This window comes from Corynebacterium sp. zg-331 (genome assembly GCF_014267345.1).
In the GTDB taxonomy this organism is placed as follows: domain Bacteria; phylum Actinomycetota; class Actinomycetes; order Mycobacteriales; family Mycobacteriaceae; genus Corynebacterium.
Window position 1 is genome coordinate 169,008 of record NZ_JACMYD010000001.1, and the last position, 17,582, is coordinate 186,589.

The 17,582-nt window shown below is 62.2% G+C and carries 15 protein-coding genes, 3 tRNA genes and 1 pseudogene; 13 read left to right on the forward strand and 6 right to left on the reverse strand.

Annotated features, from left to right (window positions below; all coding sequences use genetic code 11):
- Nucleotides 1-5 precede the first annotated feature (5 nt).
- From H7347_RS00870 to H7347_RS00880, 3 genes and pseudogenes are all read left to right on the forward strand, one after another.
- Nucleotides 6-2,978: a DEAD/DEAH box helicase family protein gene (locus H7347_RS00870; RefSeq protein ID WP_152820450.1), complete on the forward strand. Its 2,973-nt coding sequence runs from the start codon at nt 6-8 to the stop codon at nt 2,976-2,978.
- Between the two features lie 11 nt (nt 2,979-2,989).
- A pseudogene (locus H7347_RS10915) lies at nt 2,990-3,374 on the forward strand (SNF2-related protein); the annotation flags it as partial.
- A 488-nt stretch (nt 3,375-3,862) separates the two neighbouring features.
- A complete protein-coding gene (locus tag H7347_RS00880) occupies nt 3,863-4,108 on the forward strand; it encodes a tyrosine-type recombinase/integrase (RefSeq protein ID WP_227658961.1) in 246 nt (81 codons plus the stop codon).
- Nucleotides 4,109-4,234: 126 nt separating this feature from the next.
- Here H7347_RS00880 and H7347_RS00885 read toward each other — a convergent pair.
- Nucleotides 4,235-4,308: transfer RNA gene (locus H7347_RS00885), tRNA-Ile, on the reverse strand.
- A 178-nt stretch (nt 4,309-4,486) separates the two neighbouring features.
- On the opposite strand from H7347_RS00885, the gene H7347_RS00890 reads away from it, so the two are divergent.
- From H7347_RS00890 to H7347_RS00905, 4 genes are all read left to right on the forward strand, one after another.
- Nucleotides 4,487-4,559, forward strand: a tRNA-Asn gene (locus tag H7347_RS00890).
- Between the two features lie 192 nt (nt 4,560-4,751).
- Nucleotides 4,752-6,020: a phosphatase PAP2 family protein gene (locus H7347_RS00895; RefSeq protein ID WP_152820451.1), complete on the forward strand. Its 1,269-nt coding sequence runs from the start codon at nt 4,752-4,754 to the stop codon at nt 6,018-6,020.
- Nucleotides 6,021-6,046: 26 nt separating this feature from the next.
- Nucleotides 6,047-6,874 (forward strand): serine hydrolase, encoded by an 828-nt coding sequence (locus H7347_RS00900; RefSeq protein WP_152820452.1) that lies wholly within the window; start codon nt 6,047-6,049, stop codon nt 6,872-6,874.
- A gap of 192 nt (nt 6,875-7,066) precedes the next feature.
- Nucleotides 7,067-7,417 carry a hypothetical protein gene (locus H7347_RS00905; RefSeq protein WP_152820453.1) on the forward strand — a complete coding sequence of 117 codons (351 nt, stop codon included), beginning with the start codon at nt 7,067-7,069 and terminating at the stop codon, nt 7,415-7,417.
- Here H7347_RS00905 and H7347_RS00910 read toward each other — a convergent pair.
- From H7347_RS00910 to aceE, 3 genes are all read right to left on the reverse strand, one after another.
- Nucleotides 7,366-8,211, reverse strand: a complete 846-nt coding sequence (locus H7347_RS00910) for an HAD-IIA family hydrolase (RefSeq protein WP_152820454.1) — start codon at nt 8,209-8,211, stop codon at nt 7,366-7,368. The genes H7347_RS00905 and H7347_RS00910 overlap by 52 nt on opposite strands.
- A gap of 20 nt (nt 8,212-8,231) precedes the next feature.
- Nucleotides 8,232-8,531, reverse strand: a complete 300-nt coding sequence (locus H7347_RS00915; protein ID WP_186337075.1) for an acyl carrier protein — start codon at nt 8,529-8,531, stop codon at nt 8,232-8,234.
- Between the two features lie 89 nt (nt 8,532-8,620).
- A complete protein-coding gene (gene aceE, locus H7347_RS00920; RefSeq protein ID WP_152820456.1) occupies nt 8,621-11,359 on the reverse strand; it encodes a pyruvate dehydrogenase (acetyl-transferring), homodimeric type in 2,739 nt (912 codons plus the stop codon).
- 284 nt (nt 11,360-11,643) lie between these two features.
- On the opposite strand from aceE, the gene H7347_RS00925 reads away from it, so the two are divergent.
- The 3 genes from H7347_RS00925 (at nt 11,644) to H7347_RS00935 (ending at nt 12,938) form a co-directional block, all read left to right on the forward strand.
- A complete protein-coding gene (locus H7347_RS00925; RefSeq protein WP_152821228.1) occupies nt 11,644-12,054 on the forward strand; it encodes a DUF3052 domain-containing protein in 411 nt (136 codons plus the stop codon).
- A 48-nt stretch (nt 12,055-12,102) separates the two neighbouring features.
- A tRNA-Val gene (locus H7347_RS00930) sits at nt 12,103-12,175 on the forward strand.
- Nucleotides 12,176-12,674: 499 nt separating this feature from the next.
- Entirely contained in the window at nt 12,675-12,938 is a 264-nt protein-coding gene (locus H7347_RS00935; protein WP_152820457.1) for a hypothetical protein, read from the forward strand.
- Between the two features lie 271 nt (nt 12,939-13,209).
- Here H7347_RS00935 and H7347_RS00940 read toward each other — a convergent pair whose 3' ends face one another.
- Together H7347_RS00940 and H7347_RS00945 are read right to left on the reverse strand one after the other, a co-directional pair.
- Entirely contained in the window at nt 13,210-14,178 is a 969-nt protein-coding gene (locus H7347_RS00940; protein ID WP_186337076.1) for an SURF1 family protein, read from the reverse strand.
- 10 nt (nt 14,179-14,188) lie between these two features.
- Nucleotides 14,189-14,719, reverse strand: a complete 531-nt coding sequence (locus H7347_RS00945; protein ID WP_152820458.1) for a low molecular weight protein-tyrosine-phosphatase — start codon at nt 14,717-14,719, stop codon at nt 14,189-14,191.
- A 125-nt stretch (nt 14,720-14,844) separates the two neighbouring features.
- Between H7347_RS00945 and H7347_RS00950 the strand changes: the two genes are divergently transcribed.
- From H7347_RS00950 to H7347_RS00960, 3 genes are read left to right on the forward strand one after another with little or no spacing between them, the layout of a single operon-like run.
- Nucleotides 14,845-15,693, forward strand: coding sequence for a Nif3-like dinuclear metal center hexameric protein (locus tag H7347_RS00950; protein ID WP_152820460.1), 849 nt, complete (start codon nt 14,845-14,847; stop codon nt 15,691-15,693).
- A gap of 11 nt (nt 15,694-15,704) precedes the next feature.
- Nucleotides 15,705-16,427: a zinc ribbon domain-containing protein gene (locus tag H7347_RS00955; protein WP_152820462.1), complete on the forward strand. Its 723-nt coding sequence runs from the start codon at nt 15,705-15,707 to the stop codon at nt 16,425-16,427.
- Nucleotides 16,424-17,572 carry a bifunctional RNase H/acid phosphatase gene (locus tag H7347_RS00960; protein WP_152820464.1) on the forward strand — a complete coding sequence of 383 codons (1,149 nt, stop codon included), beginning with the start codon at nt 16,424-16,426 and terminating at the stop codon, nt 17,570-17,572. The genes H7347_RS00955 and H7347_RS00960 overlap by 4 nt, the downstream gene beginning before the upstream one ends.
- The last annotated feature ends 10 nt before the right edge of the window (nt 17,573-17,582 follow it).

The window sequence follows — 17,582 nt, forward strand, 5'->3', positions numbered from 1 at the left end:
GAAAAATGAGATTCCAGTTTGACTCGCGCCAGCCCTACCAGACCAGCGCGATCGAGGCTGTCACTGACCTGTTTGACGGGCAACCAGCCGACGTTGATCAACTGCTGACTAGATTTCAGTATGCTCCGTCGTCACCACGGCCCGCTCTTGACCTGCCTGACTTAGGTGGCCAGATAGGTTTTGACGTCTTTGAGGAAATTGGCGCATATGGCAACAACCTCGTTTTGGACGAAGACACTGTCTTGGAGAACCTGCAGCGCGTCCAGGATAGGAATGGTCTAGAAATCAACGATGGCCTGGTTGATGGCTTGCAGTTCGATATTGAGATGGAAACCGGCACGGGCAAGACGTACGTCTATTTGCGTACCGCGTTCGAACTGGCCACGAAGTACAAGTTCAACAAGTTCATCATTTTGGTGCCGTCGGTAGCGATTCGTGAAGGTGTGAAGACCAGCATTCAGTTGATGAGAGAGCATTTCCGTCACCTGTATCCCCAGATCAATATGGACTACACGGTGTATTCAGGTGATCGTGCTGAGGAAGTTCGTGACTTTGCCACGGCCACTTCGTTGCAGTTTATGGTGATGACTATCGATTCGATCCGGGGTGATAAGAACACCCGCATTATCCATCAGCAACGCGATAAGCTCTCTGGCTTACGCCCGCTGGATTTCCTGCAGGCCACACGCCCGGTCGTGATTATGGATGAGCCGCAGAATATGGAGTCTTTGCTGGCTCAGTCTGCGGTGGCCGATCTGAATCCGATGTGTACGCTGCGTTATTCAGCCACTCACCGCACGACTCGCAACGTGGTCTACAGGCTTGATCCGCTCGATGCTCACCGGCTGGAGCTGGTGAAGAAGATTGTGGTCTCCGATGCCCAGGAGCTTGGTAGCGTGGCGAAGCCGTATGTGAAGCTGCTTGAGGTTAAGCGTGATCCGACTTTTAGAGCCAGCTTGGAGCTGATCTATCGTAAGAAGGATGGCTCGTATGCCAAGCGCAAGGTCAGCGCCACTCAGGGTGCTGATTTGGAGCGGCTCTCCGGTGGCAACCCCGCGTATACAGGCAACTGGCGGATCAATGAGATCAGCGTGATGCCCGAGCAGATCGAGTTGACCAACTATGGTGTACTACGCGTGGGTGAAGAGATCGGTAGCAACCAAGACGCTGTTTTTCAGGCGATGATCCGAGAGACTGTGCGTGAGCATATCCGCAAGGAAGAACAAGTGCACCCTAAAGGTATCAAGGTGCTGTCGTTGTTCTTCATCGACAAGGTCGCCTCATACCTGGGTGAGGGTGTCAACAATCTCGACGCGGATGGTGATTTCGCTGCCTGGTTTGACGCCGTCTATCAGGAGGAACGAGCAAAGAATCCGTCCACGCATGCATTTTTGCCTGCTAATCCGGTTGAGGCGCGTTCTGGGTATTTCGCGCAGATGAAGCGCGGTACCGGTAAGAGCGCGCAGATGACGTTCAAAGATTCCTCGGGTAAGACTAAGGCCGACGATGATGCTTATAAGCTGATCATGAAGGACAAGGCTCGCCTGCTGGATATGGGTGAGCCGGTGCGGTTCATTTTCTCGCACTCGGCGCTTCGTGAGGGCTGGGATAACCCGAACGTGTTCCAGATTTGCACGCTGCGTGACATGTCCACGGAGACCGAGCGCCGCCAGACGATTGGGCGCGGACTTCGTCTGCCTGTGAATCAAGCCGGTGAAGGAGTCAAGGATGCTGGTATTGCACAGTTGACGGTGGTGGCGAACGAATCGTATGCGGCGTTCGCTTCCGCGTTGCAAGACGAGTACAAGCGCGCTGGTGTGGCGGTTGGTTACGTGCGCAGGACTGAGTTCGCTGAACTACCTGTGGTCGAGGGCGGCAAGGAATCTCGTCTTGGTACTCGCCGCTCGGCCCAGATCTGGGACTGCCTACACGAGCGCGGCTATATCAACGATGCTGGTGAGGTTCTGGGTACCTGGGTGCCTGACCAGCTCGGCTTCACTGTTGGCTTGCCTGAACAATACGCAGCGTATGAAGCAGAGGTCATCGATCTGGTCGAGCGGTGCAAGATCGAAACGCTCATCAAGCCGAAGCGTAAACGCGTGGTTCGGTCGCTGAACAAACAGGTCTACGCCACACCGGAGTTTGAGGAGTTCTGGGAGAAGATCACCTCCCGCACGACCTACCGCGTCAGCCTTGACCGCACGGATTTGGTGCGGCGTTGCGTGACACGGATCAAGGAAGCCCCGCAGATTGATCCGATCCGTATTCAGGTTACCCGTACCGGGTTGGAGCTTACCCGTGGCGGCCCGAAGGGCTCGATTCTTGGCTCGCGTGACGAGGTACTCAAGGATTCCTACCCACTGCCAGACATCGTCTTGCAGCTTCAGGAATCCACCTCGCTGACCCGCAAGACAATCATTGACATCCTGCTGGGCTCTGGGCGCGTGGGTGAGTTCCTCACCAATCCGAATGACTACATCAAGATGGTCAACAGCTGTGTTGAGACCGAGCTCGCGCACACTCTCATCGATGGGATCCAGTATGAGCCCATCGGCGGCAGTATCTACGAGCTTCGAGAACTGCAAGCGGACGGGCTCGAAGAGAGGGACCGTTTCATTGATCAGCTATACAAGGTGACCAATAAGGAGAAGACGGACTTCGACTACGTGGTTTTCGACTCTGCAGTGGAGAAACAGTTCGCCCAGTACTTGGACGGGCGTGAGGACATCCAACTCTTCATGAAACTACCCGACAAATTCCGCATCCCCACCCCGGTTGGGGACTATAACCCGGACTGGGCGATCATCAAGGTCGAAGATGGCAGCGAACACTTGTACTTGGTGCGCGAGACGAAGTCGAGTCAAGATCCGTCAAAGCGTCGTCCGATCGAAAACGCGAAGATCAAGGCAGCGATGAAACACTTCGAGGCTATCGGCGTGGACTACATGGTGAGTGCTCCTGATCGTTGGGAAATCTAGGAGACGAACGCGTGTTGCAACACCTCAGTCACTACGAGGCCAAGTTCTATGCCCCACGAGTTGGATCGCTCCTACGCTTCTGACCATGTTGGGCGGTTCGCAGGCCTGCTGTTCGATGCCCAAGTCGAGCCCAAACCCCACCAGGTGGATGCGGCCCTGTTCGCGTTGCAGACCCCGTTCACGAAGGGTGTGATCCTGGCTGATGAGGTTGGTCTTGGTAAAACGATAGAGGCCGGTATCGTCCTCAGTCAGTACTGGGCTAAGCGACAACGCCGCATCCTCATCATCAGTCCGTCCTCGTTGCGCCAACAGTGGCAACAAGAGCTGAGTGAGAAGTTCGCCCTGCCTGCCACGTTGATGGATTCTAAGAACATCGACACACTCATTGGCCCTGGTTCTGGTGAAGCAACCATATGGAAAGCACTCACTCGCTTGGACAATGGCGGAATGCCCAACTATCCGGGCCGATCGCGCGCCAACTTCGAAGCCAATGTCGAGCTCGTGCGGTATGTGCGTAATCGTGCTTCCCACCAAGAGCCCCTTATCGGTGCTGAGGGTGGTATGGGTGACATGCAGCGGCTGCGGGACTACTTGGCTGCCATCGGCATGGTTGCCTCTAGCATCGATCCGAAAGCAGCTGCGTGGATTGCGACTAACTCGCGTATCCCCATGGTGCTCACCGAACAACCGCATGAAACCCCTCACAGAATTAGTAGGCCGCGTTCGTCGTAGACCGAGCAGGTGGCCGGGGCGTTATCGTTTTGGATGGCACGATCCAAGGCCATGATGGTGGCCACGACCCCTCGATTTTCTCGGTGGACTCGGTTTTGTCGGGCGAGCCGGGTTAACACCTATGCGGAGGGGTCAAGGAGCCAACATTACTGCTGTTCCCTACGCGCACGGGTACACTTATTCATCGAGGTAACTGGGCGAAACGGGTGCTTACCCCGGCGTGCTATCGAGCTGGCATCAAGACCATTACTCCGCATGCGCTGCGTGATACCTGTGCGACTTTGGCGCTGCGGCAGGGCACCCCGCCGCAGGTGGTCGCGACACAACGAGGGCACACCGACGCCTCGGTGACCTTGAGGCACTATGCTGGTGTGCTTGATGGTGACCAAAAAAATTAGCCGCCGACTTGGGAGAACTTTTTACCGAGTATTCCCAGGTCAACGACTAATTTTCACCACAACCCGAACCCAACCAAAAGTTCCGGGATGAAAACACCAGGAAGGTTACCACAATCTTCCCGGCGGTGGGGCTACTGGGGCTCGAACCCAGGACCAACGGATTATGAGTCCGTAGCTCTAACCGACTGAGCTATAGCCCCTCCGCCGCTGCGTGCGGCGCTACTCAGTATATACAGTGCTCTTGGCGGTCCCAAGGTGGGTTCGCCGTTCGGCGTTGCGTCGGCCGATCCGCGCCCGTGAACAGCGGATTTGCCCCTTTCTATCGCGGCGGACTATAGTTACTCTCCGTTGCCGCCGCGGTAGTTGGCGCAAGGATATTCCTCCATAGCTCAGTTGGCAGAGCATTCGACTGTTAATCGAAGGGTCACTGGTTCGAGCCCAGTTGGAGGAGCAGGGAAGCAACCCCTTTCCTCCATGTCGGAGAGAATGGGGCTGCGTGTCATCGGGGTATTATTTCTTAGAAAAGTTACCGCGCCGTTCATGGAACAGTCATGGGGCGTTTACCTTCGTGTGCCAGGCTTGAGGCGTTGCGGTAGGGCTCGGTTCGCGATTGCGGCGAGTAACAGAGAAAAGAGGGTGCGGCATGAAGTATAGGGCAGGTAGGCGGGCGCTGGTGATGGCGAGTGCAGTGGCGGCGGGGGTGGTGGTCCCAGTGGCTCCCGCCGGGGCGCAGTCGACGTCCCAGGAGTTATCCTCGGCGGTGTCGGCCGCGGTTGAGCTCCTGGTGGAAAACCCCGTGATGGTGCCGGAACCGGTGCTGCACGAGGGCGCGCCGGTGCCGCAACCTTTCGCCCTGGACCGCGTGGCGCGTTGGTATCGCTCCGATGTCGCCTCCCAGGGGTGGTCCTACGCCCCGGTGGTGGAGGCCTTTAGCGCCCTGGAGCGCGATCACCCGGAGGTGATGCGCCGCAATCTCGATGAGGTGGTGCGCATCAATAACGCGGCAGCGGGGGATCCCGCGCTGCTGGAACGTGCTCTGGCCGACGATCACGATGACCTTCTGATGACCATGTCCGAGGCCTGGGGAACGGAGCTGGGGCAGGCGTTCCGGCAGGCCATGGCGGAGCACCGGCTGCCCAAGACCTCGCAGTTGCTGTCCGGGCGGTTGGCGCGCGGCGGGGGTTTGGCTTCCTCGACAGCCGTGGAGAAATATTGGTTCGGCTATGATCGGCCCTTTGTGGTGGCCCCGGATCGCATCACCCGCTATCACCGCGAGGGCGGAGACGATGAGTATTCCACCACGCCGTCGTTCCCTTCGGGCCACACGAATAGAGCCACGTGGAAGTCCGCGGTGATGGCAGCCCTGTTGCCGGAGCTGGGTGCCCAGGTACTCGCGCGCGGTTCCGAGGTGGGCTATCACCGCCTGGTGATGGGTGTGCACTACCCGCTCGATGTGATGGGGGGACGCATGGTGGGCCTGGCGGCGGCCGCCGATCGGCTTAACGATCCCGAGTTTCATACCCTGATCCGGGAGGCGGGCATCGAACTGCGCGCGGAGCTGGAATGGCGGTGCGGGACCTCGGTGTCCGAGTGTGCCTCGCGCGGGCGGCGGTACCTGAGCCCGGATCAGGCGCAGGAGGTGTTTACCCAGCGCCTGAATTATGGCTTCGAGCGGGTTGGAGAGCCGGGCGCGCCGATGATCGTGCCGCAGGGGGCGGAGGCGCTGCTGGAGGCCCGGTTCCCGGAGCTGGCGGCGTGGCAGCGCGCCCAGGTGCTACAGCTGACGGCCCAGGATTCCGGTTATCCCCTGGATAAGGGCGGCCCCGCGGGGTCGTGGCAGCGGTTGAACCTGGTGGCGGCGTGGAATGCGCACCCCGTGGTGAACGCGGATGGCACCGTGACCCTGGGCTAAGACCCCGCCTGGGTAGCATGAAGCGCATGACTGCTTGCGCGCTTCTCGACGCCCTCCGGGATATCCAGCAGTGGCCCGCCGATCACGTGGCTGCCGCGATACTGGCCGGAGGCGAGGAATACGCGGTGGGCGATGCCCGCAGGCCCTTCGCCCTGGCGAGCGTGACCAAGATGCTCTCGGCGTATGCCGCGTTGGTGGCGGTGGAGGAGGGGGCCGTGGAATTGGACGATCCCATGGGCCCACGGGGTTCCACGCTGCGTCATCTCCTGGCCCATGCCTCCGGGGTGGCCTTCGATACTCCCGAATCGCTTAAGCCGGTGGGGCAGCGCAGGATCTACTCCTCCGCTGGCTACGAGATTCTTGCCGACGCCCTGGGGCGGCGTACCGACATCGCTTTCCCAGACTATCTCCGCGAGGCGGTATGTGCGCCGCTAGGAATGCGCGATACCGTTCTTAACGGTTCGGCTGGGCACGGGGCGGTGTCCACACTCTCGGATCTGATGCTTTTTGCCCGCGAACTCATGGAGCCGCGGCTTTTGCACCCGCGTACGGTGCGTGAGGCCTTCTCTGCGCAGTTCCCGGGCCTGCGCGGTGTCGTGCCGGGATACGGTATGCATAAACCGTGCCCGTGGGGATTGGGCTTTGAGATTCATGGGGAGAAGCGGCCTCATTGGATGGGGGAGTCTATGCCTCGCGAGGCGGTGGGGCACTTCGGTATGACCGGCACGTACCTGTGGGTCGCCCCGGAGCAGCGGTGTGCGATGGTGGTGCTCACTGACCGGGACTTTGGGCCGTGGGCGCAGCCACGGTGGGCGGAGACGAATGATCGGGTGTGGGCTGCCGCGATGGGATAACTCTGAACTAGAACTTGAATTATCGGGGGATAAAGCGGCACTTGAGAGTTGCCATCTCCGCGCTATTCGATGGAAACTCGGTGCCAGTCACTGTGAATGGTAGAAAGCCACGCGAGATCGTTGGGGAAGACGAAACTCGTCTGATGCCACCCGAAGGCGGGCGGTATGGATTGTGCCGAAGGAACCTACACAATGACCACACTATTGCTTGATCCCCCGGTGAAGTCCCTGGCTGAGGGCTCCACGGAAATTTGCTATGCCGTTCTTACCGTCGAGGGCATGCCGAGGGCCGCGCGGCCTGCGGTCGAAGCCCTCATGGTGGAGCACCTGCGCAGCCCGGCCCCGGCTGCGCAGCCGGGAACCGACCCGCTCGACGCGTCCTGGTGCACCCGGTGGCACCGCGATGGCCCGAGGACGGTGCGGTGTCGGCAACTGTTGGCCGCCCCGGGCACGGAGTTGGGCAGCTTCGCCGGCGCGTTGGCGGGCCTTGCTCAGGCGGAGGGCTTCGCGGCGTGCGTGGCGGAATCTTCCGCCGCCGGGTAGAAGCTGCCGTCCTTGAACGGATCGTCCCAGCACTCGGCGAGGTCTGCCACGGAGTCGATCACGCGGGTGGGACGATACGGATAGCGGTTGATCTCCGCGTTATCGGAAATCCCCGAGCGTACCAGGATGGTGCGCATCCCGGCCTCCAGGCCGGATCGCATGTCGGTGTCCATGCGATCCCCGATCATCACGGTGCTCTCGGAGTGGGCGCCGATGGTATTGAGGGCCGAGCGCATCATCACGGGGTTAGGCTTGCCCACGTAATAGGGTTCCTGGCCGGTGGCCGCGGTGATGAGCGCGGCCACCGAACCCGTCGCCGGGAGTAGACCCTGCGGGGCGGGGCCGGTGACATCCGGGTTGGTGCAGATGAAACGGGCCCCGCCCAGGATGAGGTTGATGGCGGTGGTGATGGCCTCGAAAGAATAGGTGCGGGTTTCGCCCAAGACCACGAACTCGGGGTGGTTGTCCGTGAGGATCCACCCGGCCTCGTGCAGGCCGGTGGTCAATCCGGATTCCCCAATCACGTAGGCCGTGCTTTCCTCCTCCTGGCTTTTGAGGAAATGCGCGGTGGCCGTGGCGGAGGTCCAGATCCGCTCGGGGGGAATATCGAGGCCGGTGTTGCGCAGTCGCGCGGAGAGATCGCGCGGGGTGTGGATGGAATTATTGGTGAGCACCATGAAGTTGATGTCGTTGTCATAGAGGGAGCGTAGGAAGCGATCCGCGCCGGGAATCATCTCGCCTTCCTTGATGAGCACGCCGTCCATGTCAGAAAGGTAGGAAATATGGGCAGTCATGTGTTCCATTGTGCTCTTTTTTAGCGGGAAGTGGTATCCAGGAATGCCGCTAGGTCTCCCACGGTGTCACAGCGCATCATGGTCTGTCCGTCCAGCTCCACGCCAAAAGCCTCTTCGGTCTTGACGGTGATCTCCACCAGGTCGAGGGAGGATCCGCCTAGGTCATCGCGCAGCCGAGTGGTGGGTCGGATCTCCTGGGGATCGTCCCCGGTGATCTGCGCGATGATGCGGGCCAGCCGGGCCGGGGTGCCCTCCGGCTTGTCGTTTTCCGGGGCGCTTTCCCCGAACTTGGCGGCCAATTGCTCGGCGAGGTTTCCCATGCCTTCCACATTGTAGCGGTCCGGCATGGCGCAAGGGGAGGAACTCCCGGCGGGGAACCTCCCGCCCTTGCCTCGTGATCGAGTGGCGGCTATGCCCGTGTGGGATCGTCGAGGTGGAAACGCTGGGCGGCGTCGGCGGCCACCTGCATGTCGATCTTGCCCTCCCGGGCCAGGCCGATGAGCACAGCCACCACCACGGATTCCGCGTCGATGTTGAAGTAACGGCGCGCGGCGGGGCGGGTATCGGAGAAGCCGAAGCCATCGGCGCCCAAGACGAGGTACTCGCCGGGCACGTAGGCCCGAATCTGCTCCTGGAGATCCGTGGCGAAGTCCGAGACCGCCACGTACGGCCCGGAGGCCTGCTTGAGCTGCGTGGTGGCAAAAGGCTCGGCATGATCCTTGCCGGGGCGGCGCAGAATCTCCTTGTTGATCCGCGCGCCATCGCGGGCCAGTTCCACCCAGGAGGTCACGGAGAAGATGGAGGCCTTGACGTCAAAGTCCTCCGCCAGGATTTCCTGGGCGCGCAGCGCGGCCTGCATGCCGATGCCGGAGGCCAAGATGGAGGCGGAAAGGGAGCCCTTGGTGCCTCGATCGTAGAGGTAGATGCCCTTGTGCAGGCCCTTGACGTCGAGGTCTTCCGGCTCGGCCGGCTGGGGGATCGGCTCGTTGTAGATGGTCAAGTAGTAGATCACGTCCTCGCCGCGACCGGGGCCGTACATGCGGTCGATGCCCTCGCGTACCAGGTGCGCCACCTCGTAGGCAAAAGCGGGATCGTAGGAGATCACGCCGGGGTTGGTGGAGGCCAGGATCTGGGAGTGGCCGTCCATGTGCTGGAGCCCCTCGCCGGTGAGCGTGGTGCGCCCGGCTGTGGCGCCCAGCAGGAACCCGCGCGCCATCTGATCGGCGGCGGCCCACACGGAATCGCCGGTGCGCTGGAAGCCGAACATCGAGTAGAAGATGTACAGCGGGATCATGGCCACGCCCTGGGTGGCGTAGCTGGTGCCCGCCGCGATAAAGGAGGCCATGGAACCGGCCTCGTTGATGCCCTCGTGCAGGATGTGGCCGTCGGTGGCCTCGCGGTAGGAGAGCATGAGATCGTGATCCACCGGCACGTAGTTCTGGCCGTGCGGGTTGTAGATCTTCATGGTGGGGAACCAGGAGTCCATGCCGAAGGTACGGGCCTCGTCGGGGATGATCGGTACCAGGCGATCCTTGAGGTCCTTATCGCGCATGAGTTCCTTGAAGGTGCGCACCAGGGCCATCGTGGTAGCCACGGACTGCTTGCCGGAGCCCTTGCGCACCGAGCGCAGCTTATCGACGGCGGGCACCGTGAGCGGCTCATAGGAGGTTCGGCGCTCCGGGAGGTAACCGCCGAGTTCGCGGCGGCGTTCCTTCATGTACTTGATCTCCGGGGAATCCTCGCCGGGGTGGAAATAGGGGGGCAGCTTGGGGTTTTTCTCCAGTTCCTCGTCGGAGATCGGGATGCCCTGTTTGTCGCGGAAGAGCTTGAGATCCTCCAGCGTGAGCTTCTTCATCTGGTGGGTGGCGTTGCGGCCCTCGAAGTTGTGCCCCAGACCGTAGCCCTTGATCGTGTGCGCCAGGATCACGGTGGGGCGATCCTTGGTCTCCAGGGCGCGCTTGTAGGCGGCATAGATCTTGCGATAATCGTGGCCACCGCGGCGCAGCGCCCAGATCTCGTCATCGGTCATGTCCTCCACGAGCTTGAGGGTGCGCGGATCGCGGCCAAAGAAGTGCTCGCGGACATACGCGCCGTCGTTGGCCTTGAAGGTCTGGTAATCCCCGTCCGGCGTGTTGTTCATGATCTCCACGAGCGCGCCGTCCTTGTCCTTTTCCAGCAGCTCGTCCCACTCGCGGCCCCACACGACCTTAATGACGGACCAGCCCGCGCCGCGGAAGAAGGATTCCAGCTCCTGAATGATCTGGGTGTTGCCGCGCACCGGGCCGTCGAGGCGTTGCAGGTTGCAGTTCACCACGAAGGTGAGGTTATCCAGGTTATTGAGGGCGGCCTGCTGCAGGAGGCCCCGGGATTCAGGCTCGTCCATCTCGCCGTCGCCAAGGAAGGCCCACACGTGCTGTTGGGAGGTGTCCTTGATGCCGCGGTCATGCAGGTAGCGGTTGAAGCGCGCCTGATAGATGGCGTCCATCGGGCCCAGGCCCATCGACACCGTGGGGAACTCCCAGAAATCCTTCATTCCGTGCGGGTGCGGGTAACTGGGTAGGCCGCCCTGCTCCCGGGAGACCTCCTGACGGAAGCCGTCGAGGTCGTCCTCGCTTAGGCGCCCCTCGAGGAAGGCCCGGGCGTACATGCCGGGGGAGGCGTGTCCCTGGAAGAACACCTGATCTCCTCCGCCGGGGTGGTCCTTGCCGCGGAAGAAGTGATTGAATCCCACCTCGTAGAGAGGGGCGGCGCCCGCATAGGTGGAGATGTGACCACCCACGCCGATCTCGGGGCGCTGAGCGCGGTGCACCATGATGGCGGCGTTCCAGCGGATCCATCGCCGGTAGCGCTTCTCCACCTCCTCGTCGCCGGGGAACTCGGGCTCCGAGGAGGTGGGGATGGTGTTGACGAAGTCCGTGGACAACAGCGGGGGCAGCGGCACGCGCTTTGCCGACGCCCTCTCCAAGAGACGCAGCATGAGATAGCGCGCGCGATCGGGGCTGGAGCTATCCAGCAGTCCGTCGAGGGAATCCATCCACTCGCGGGTCTCCTCAGGATCGGAGTCGTTCAGGTAGGACGCCACGCCATCGCGGATGAGGGCGAAGTTCGTGTCCTCCGTCGGATTTCCGCTGAGATTGCCCTCAGCCATAGGTAAACCTCCTGGGTTGATCAGGTCTTTCATACAAGCGGGGCGCGCGTGCGGGATTTCCGGTACGCCCATGGCCCACGCATACCCTGCTTAAGTGTAGTGATAAGCGGTGATGCGTGCCGCACGGGGACGGGGCGAAAATGGGGATAAAATCCGATGCAGGCTGTATCCTGCTTGCAGCGATGTAGATTGTGCCCGGAGACGTGCCGCTCACCAGGTGGGAAGCGGCGCCACCGGGGGACAGGAACGGGAGGAATATCACAGTGGTGGACGCTCCGGACGTTATGAACAAAGACGTCCAGGACTATGCACAGCGCCTTGGCATACGGCAGGACGCCGTCGTCCAGGAGGTTGGTTGGGACGAGGACTGCGATAGCGCTATCTCCGAGTCCATCGAGGATTTTCTGGGGGAAACGCTGCTGGACGAGGATACCGACGAGATTTGTGACGTGGTTCTGCTGTGGTGGCGCGATGAGGACGGGGATCTGGTCGATGGTCTGGTGGACGCGGTGCGTCCCTTGTCCGATCACGGGCGGGTGTGGCTCCTGACCCCCGGTGCGGGACGTCCCGGCACCGTCGAACCGGGCGTGATTGCGGAATCCGCGCAGCTTTCCGGCTTGGTGCAAACAAAGGCGGAGCGCCTGGGGCAGTGGCAGGGTTCCTGCCTGGTGCAGCGCGGTTCTACGCGCAAGTAATCCTGTGGTATGGTTCTTCGAGTTACCCGGACACGTAGTTCGGGATACGCGTCTTTAGCTCAGTTGGGAGAGCAGCTGGTTTACACCCAGCAGGTCGGCGGTTCGAGCCCGTCAGGACGCACCGATCAAATCCCAGGGTAGTTCCTGTGGGCACTGCCGGGGCGTGCGATATACAGGGATCATCGGGGTTCTTTGTGGTGGTGGGCGGCTTCTGGATCTCCCCGGCATTGTTCCGCGGAGGGCATCGATTCCGCGCCGAGCGTTGACTGCGCCGCTTTCGCGCCGCAAAAATATGGTTTCTTACTCATTTTTGAACATGAGGGTTGTGTGTCACCCTTTATGGTGTGGCCCGTTGCCTCCGATCGTGTCGGTGGGCGGCGGAACTATCCGCTGGTGCGGGAGGGGGTAACCGGTGGTGAGGGCTTCTCCGGCGGCAATCTTCGCCGTGACGAGGGGCCATTGGTTCCCCTGGGAGAAGGCCTGGCTTTTTGATTTGACCCGATGTCGTGCTGGTGGGTCTTTTGGTATGGAGCAGGTTAGGTTATTCTTATCGGGGCACGGTGGTCATGTCCTGTGGCGTGACCCCGGGATCTGACATTCTTTTAGGAAGGACTCTGAAGATGAACCTGAAGCGCAAGTTTGCCCTCTCCGCCGCCACCGTGGCCGTTGCCGCCACCGCCGCTATCGCTCCCGCTACCGCCGAGACCGTGGTGGGTCAGGATCGCCCGGCCTTCGACCAGCAGAATATCGTGACCACCGATGTGAAGCCGGCCTCCGATGCCGATTCCCAGAAGCAGCGTCTGGAAAGCGCCGAGAAGGGCGTGGATCTCTTTGCCAAGGTTGTCAAGACCATCGCGGACACCGTTGCTCGCTTCGTTGGCTAAGAAGCCTGACCGGCGATCTACATAAAGTCCTCCCCGCTCGGCGATGACGCCGTGGGGAGGACTTTTTCATCATTCTTGCGCATCTGGATTCCTAATGTCTTCGTGCACAACGGTTTTACCGTCACGGACATGAGCGCGGTGATGTCCGTGTTTCCTGGTGCGATCCGTGGCCAAGCATGCGCCAAATATTTTTTAGCACGTTACGCCGCGATCCCACTGAAAAACCGTCGGGTTAAAGCGGTATTGGAGTACCTGGCTGTCCAGCGATGACTCATCGCCCGTAGCGATCCGGCATAGAGGGAGACCGCGTATCGACTTCATCCTCATCCCATAGTTGCTCCCGGAAGCGCTTGCGTTGTTCACGCCGAGAGATCCGGTGGTGTCGTTCGTGCGCGGTGGTGTCGTCAGCCTCCGGTGCGGTGTTCGCGGCCTCCTCGACGGCGGTACCCATCTCCGCCTCCTCGTCCCTGGCCCGGCGGCGCTCTCGCATTTCTGCGTAGAGGAAATACCCAAGGCCTAGGGGGGCCATGATGCCGAAGGCGATCCATTGAAGGCCGTAAGAGAGGTGGGAACCACGATCGAGCTTAGGTATGGGCATGGCGCTGACTTCGCCCGGCTCGCCCTCGGTGAGCTGAACATAATCGCGGGCCAGTTGCTCGCCGGTGGCCTGGCTTATTTGTTCGGTATTGATACCGTAGACCTGAAGATGACCCTCGTCGGTAAAAGGCTGGCGATCCGGTGTGCCCTCGTTGCGGCGCGCCACCCCCACGATGCTCACCTCGTCGGTGGGGGCGGCATCGTATTCGGGTACCCCCGCCCCGGTGGTGGGCTCGAAGCCGCGATTGATGAGGTAGGTGGCGCCGTCGTCGGTGCGAAAGGGGGTAAGAACCTGCACGGCGGGGCCGGAATCGCTGGCCCTCATGCGCAGTACGGCCTCGGCGTGGGGGAGGTACCGGCCGGTGAGTGTCACGCGGCGCCATTCATCGGAGGGGGAGAGGGCTCCCCGGGAAAACACCTCGGAAACGGGCAGCGGGTCGTGGGAAAAAGCCTCGGTGATGCGCTCGTTGCGCTCCACGATGTCGGAGTCCTTGCCCAGCTGCCAGGGGGCGAGGAAGGTGAAGGCGAAATAGGAAAATACCGCGATGATCAGGGCGGCGATCACCCACCCGGGTTTGAGCAACACCCGCCAGGCGGGGAGCCTGCGTCGCGCTGCGTAACGATCTTCCACGGTTGTGTTCACGTGCTATAGCCTAGCCCAGGCTGGGTGCGGTTAGGCGCGTGCGGGCCCAGGTGAGGAGGCCATCGAGGGCGGCATTGATCTGCGCGTAACAGGTGCGGAAACCCTCTGGGCCGTCGTAATAGGGGTCGGCGACGGAGGACTCCTCGGGGGACTGGGGATCGAAGCTGCGCAGCAAGCGTACGCGCTTGGCCGTGACCCCATGCTCCACGATCAGGCGGGAGCGATGCCCGGTATCGAGGGCCACGAGGAGGTCGGCGTGGGCATCGTCGGGACTAAAAACGCTGGCGCGCAGGGCGGAGCCGTCGTGGCCGTGCGCGGCGAGTTCGGCGAGGGTGCGCGAATCCGCGGGTTGCCCTTCGTGCCAGCCGCCCAGGCCGCACGAGGTGATGGTGAGGCGATTGCTCAGATCTGCTTGTTCTGCGGCGTCGCGCAGCATAACCTCCGCCATGGGCGAGCGGCAGATATTCCCGGTGCATACGAAACAGATGCGCAGGTGCGGGGCGGTGTGCCGTGTGGTTTCTGCGAGCTGTACGTCGGTCATTGTTTCTCCCGTCTATTGAGGTCATCGTGCGCGGTCATCGCCTGCCTACCAGTGTGGCAGAAGGTGCCTAAACTGTGGGCAGCGGCGGGGAACGCCATGCCGGAGAGGGAAAGGACGAGGCAACGATGAATGCTGGGCAGCGGGAGACGGAGACGACGGTGGGCGCGGTGCGCTCGGCGGTGGAGGCCGCTTATCCACCGGAATTGGCGGAGAGTTGGGATCGTGTGGGCCTGATCTGTGGCGACCCGCAAGCCACGGTGAGCACCGTGGCCTTCGCCCTGGATTGCACCCAGGAGGTAGCCGAACGCGCGGTGGAGATGGGGGCGCAGATGCTCGTGGTGCATCACCCCCTCCTGCTGCGCGGCGTGCACAGCGTGGCTGCCGATACCCCCAAGGGAAGGGTGCTGCACACCCTGATGACGGGGGGTGTGGCGCTGCTGGCCGCGCACACGAACGCCGATTCCGCGCGCCCCGGCGTTAATGATTGCCTGGCGGAACTGGTGGGCATCACCCCCGGCCGTCCCATCAAGCCCACCGACCCCACCGTCGAGGACCTCGACACCGCCACGGGGCTGGGTCGGATCGGCACCCTGCCCGCTCCCATGCCGCTGCGGGACTTCGTGCAGCAGGTGGCCAACGCGCTGCCGGTGACGACCTGGGGAATTCGTGCGGCGGGCGACCCCGATCGCTTGGTGCACACCGTGGCGGTCTCCTCGGGTGCGGGAGATAGCTTTCTCGACGCCGTGCGCGAGCTGGGCGTGGACGCCTACGTGACCTCCGACCTGCGCCATCATCCCGTGGATGAGTACCTGCGCGCCGGGGGGCCTGCGGTGATCGACACCGCGCATTGGGCCAGCGAGTTTCCGTGGACGCATCAGGCTGCGCGGATCGTTGCACAGCGCACGGGACTGCGCACCGAGGTGATCGAGATCCGCACCGACCCGTGGACCCTCGCCGCGCATGCACAGGAGTAAAAAGGACAGGTATGAAGCTCAGCAACTCTGATCAACGCGCCCTCTTGGAACTTTCCACCCTGCTTCGATCCGCTGCCGTGGTGGGCACCCGGCCACGACGTAGCGCTGACGACGAGGAATTAGAGCGGCTGCGAGCTGAGCGTCAGCGCCTCTCGATGGCCACCGCCAGCGCGCGCATGGCGGTGGCAGATATGGAGGCCGAGATCCTGCGTATCCAGGAGGACGAGCGCAAGCTGCGTAAGCGGGAGCGCGAGGACAAACGAGAACTTGGGGCTACCGAGGACGAGGAGCGGCGCCGCGACCTCCAGCATGATCTTTATTCCGCGAAGTCCCGCATCGCGGATTTGATGAGCGAGCTCCAGGAGGCGCATAACGAGATTCACGCGCTGCGCGGTAACCGAGACCTGCATGAGCAAAGGCTTCAGGACGTAGACGGGCGGATTGAGGCGGCCGAGCAGGCCGCGTCGGCGCGCCGGAAGCCGGAGGATGATTCACGGAACCGGATCAGTGACATCGAGGCCGCGCTGGGCGTGGAGACCGTGGTGGAGTTCGAGCGCCAGCGCGAGGAAAACGGTGTGGGAGCGGCGGCCTTCAACGGGCGCTCCTGCGGTGGTTGCTTCATCGTGCTGCCCGCGGCGGATCGCTCCGAGATCGTACGCGCCCCCGCCGACGAGGTGCCGCAGTGCCCGAATTGCGGCTCGTATCTGATCCGGCAGGGGGATGAAAGCCTATGAAAGTATGCATCGAGGCCGATGGCGGTTCCCGCGGTAACCCGGGCATCGCCGGTTCTGGCAGCGTGCTATACGACGCCCACCGCACCACGATCCTGCGAGAGCAGGCCTATGTGGTGGGTACCTCCGCGACGAATAACGTTGCCGAATATTACGGCCTGCTCATCGGGTTGGAGGCCGCGCGGGATTACGGGGCCACTGAGGTGGCAGTATACATGGACTCCAAGCTCGTGGTGGAGCAGATGTCTGGGCGGTGGAAGATCAAGCACCCCGATATGCAGAAGCTCGCCTGCCGGGTCAAACAGGTCATGACAGCTTTCGACTCGGTGACCTTTCAGTGGGTTCCGCGGGAGAAGAATAAGAAGGCCGATGCGCTCTCCAACGTGGCGATGGATGCTGCGGCGCGTGGGGCCAAGTCAGGCATGGTGAAGGACACCGGGGCCCCGACTACGGACGAGGCCATCGCCAAGGGCAGCGAACCCTCCGCGGGTGCGGTAGACGCTTCCGCGTCGCGGTGGCTCAATCCCAAAGGCGCGCCCACCACCAGGCTGGTTCTGGTGCGCCACGGGGAAACGGAGCATACCGTACGCGGCTGCTACTCGGGCCGCAGCGACCCCGCGCTCACGGACAAGGGGATCGCGCAAGCCCATCGGGCGGCCGAGGTCGTGCGTGCGCTCGTCGGCAATACCACCCCGATCGTCGTGTCTTCCCCCCTGGCTCGGGCGCGCAGCACCGCGCAGGAGGTGGCTCGGGCGCTGGGTGGGTCGGTCTCCGTGGAGGAAGACCTCATCGAGCTGGACTTTGGCGATTGGGACGGCAAGGAGTTTTCCCAGGCACAGGTGGAGTACCCACGGCTGCATGCCGCTTGGTTGGCCGATACCTCGGTGGCGCCTCCCGGCGGGGAATCCCTCGATGATCTGCATCGGCGTGTGGTGCGGTTGCGGCAGCGGCTGCTGCGCCAGTACGAGGGTTCCACGGTGGTGCTGGTCAGCCACGTTAACCCCATCAAGTCCCTCCTGCGCCAGGCACTCGATCACGGCCCGGAGTTTTTCCACCGCGCTTTCGTGGAGATCGCCTCGGTTTCCCTCGTGGAGTTCATCGGTGAACGGGGACTGCTCCGGGGCATGAACATGGGTAATGCCGGCTAGCGCTTTTCTC

Excerpts from the sequence above, each read along its gene's own strand:
- H7347_RS00960 (WP_152820464.1), top strand. The coding sequence starts at position 16,424 with ATGAAAGTATGCATCGAGGCCGATGGCGGTTCCCGCGGTAACCCGGGC.
- H7347_RS00915 (WP_186337075.1), bottom strand. The coding sequence starts at position 8,531 with ATGGGAAACCTCGCCGAGCAATTGGCCGCCAAGTTCGGGGAAAGCGCC.
- H7347_RS00945 (WP_152820458.1), bottom strand. The coding sequence starts at position 14,719 with ATGACCGACGTACAGCTCGCAGAAACCACACGGCACACCGCCCCGCAC.
- H7347_RS00950 (WP_152820460.1), top strand. The coding sequence starts at position 14,845 with ATGAATGCTGGGCAGCGGGAGACGGAGACGACGGTGGGCGCGGTGCGC.
- H7347_RS00955 (WP_152820462.1), top strand. The coding sequence starts at position 15,705 with ATGAAGCTCAGCAACTCTGATCAACGCGCCCTCTTGGAACTTTCCACC.
- H7347_RS00925 (WP_152821228.1), top strand. The coding sequence starts at position 11,644 with ATGAACAAAGACGTCCAGGACTATGCACAGCGCCTTGGCATACGGCAG.
- H7347_RS00910 (WP_152820454.1), bottom strand. The coding sequence starts at position 8,211 with ATGACTGCCCATATTTCCTACCTTTCTGACATGGACGGCGTGCTCATC.
- H7347_RS00900 (WP_152820452.1), top strand. The coding sequence starts at position 6,047 with ATGACTGCTTGCGCGCTTCTCGACGCCCTCCGGGATATCCAGCAGTGG.
- H7347_RS00870 (WP_152820450.1), top strand. The coding sequence starts at position 6 with ATGAGATTCCAGTTTGACTCGCGCCAGCCCTACCAGACCAGCGCGATC.
- aceE (WP_152820456.1), bottom strand. The coding sequence starts at position 11,359 with ATGGCTGAGGGCAATCTCAGCGGAAATCCGACGGAGGACACGAACTTC.
- H7347_RS00935 (WP_152820457.1), top strand. The coding sequence starts at position 12,675 with ATGAACCTGAAGCGCAAGTTTGCCCTCTCCGCCGCCACCGTGGCCGTT.
- H7347_RS00895 (WP_152820451.1), top strand. The coding sequence starts at position 4,752 with ATGAAGTATAGGGCAGGTAGGCGGGCGCTGGTGATGGCGAGTGCAGTG.
- H7347_RS00905 (WP_152820453.1), top strand. The coding sequence starts at position 7,067 with ATGACCACACTATTGCTTGATCCCCCGGTGAAGTCCCTGGCTGAGGGC.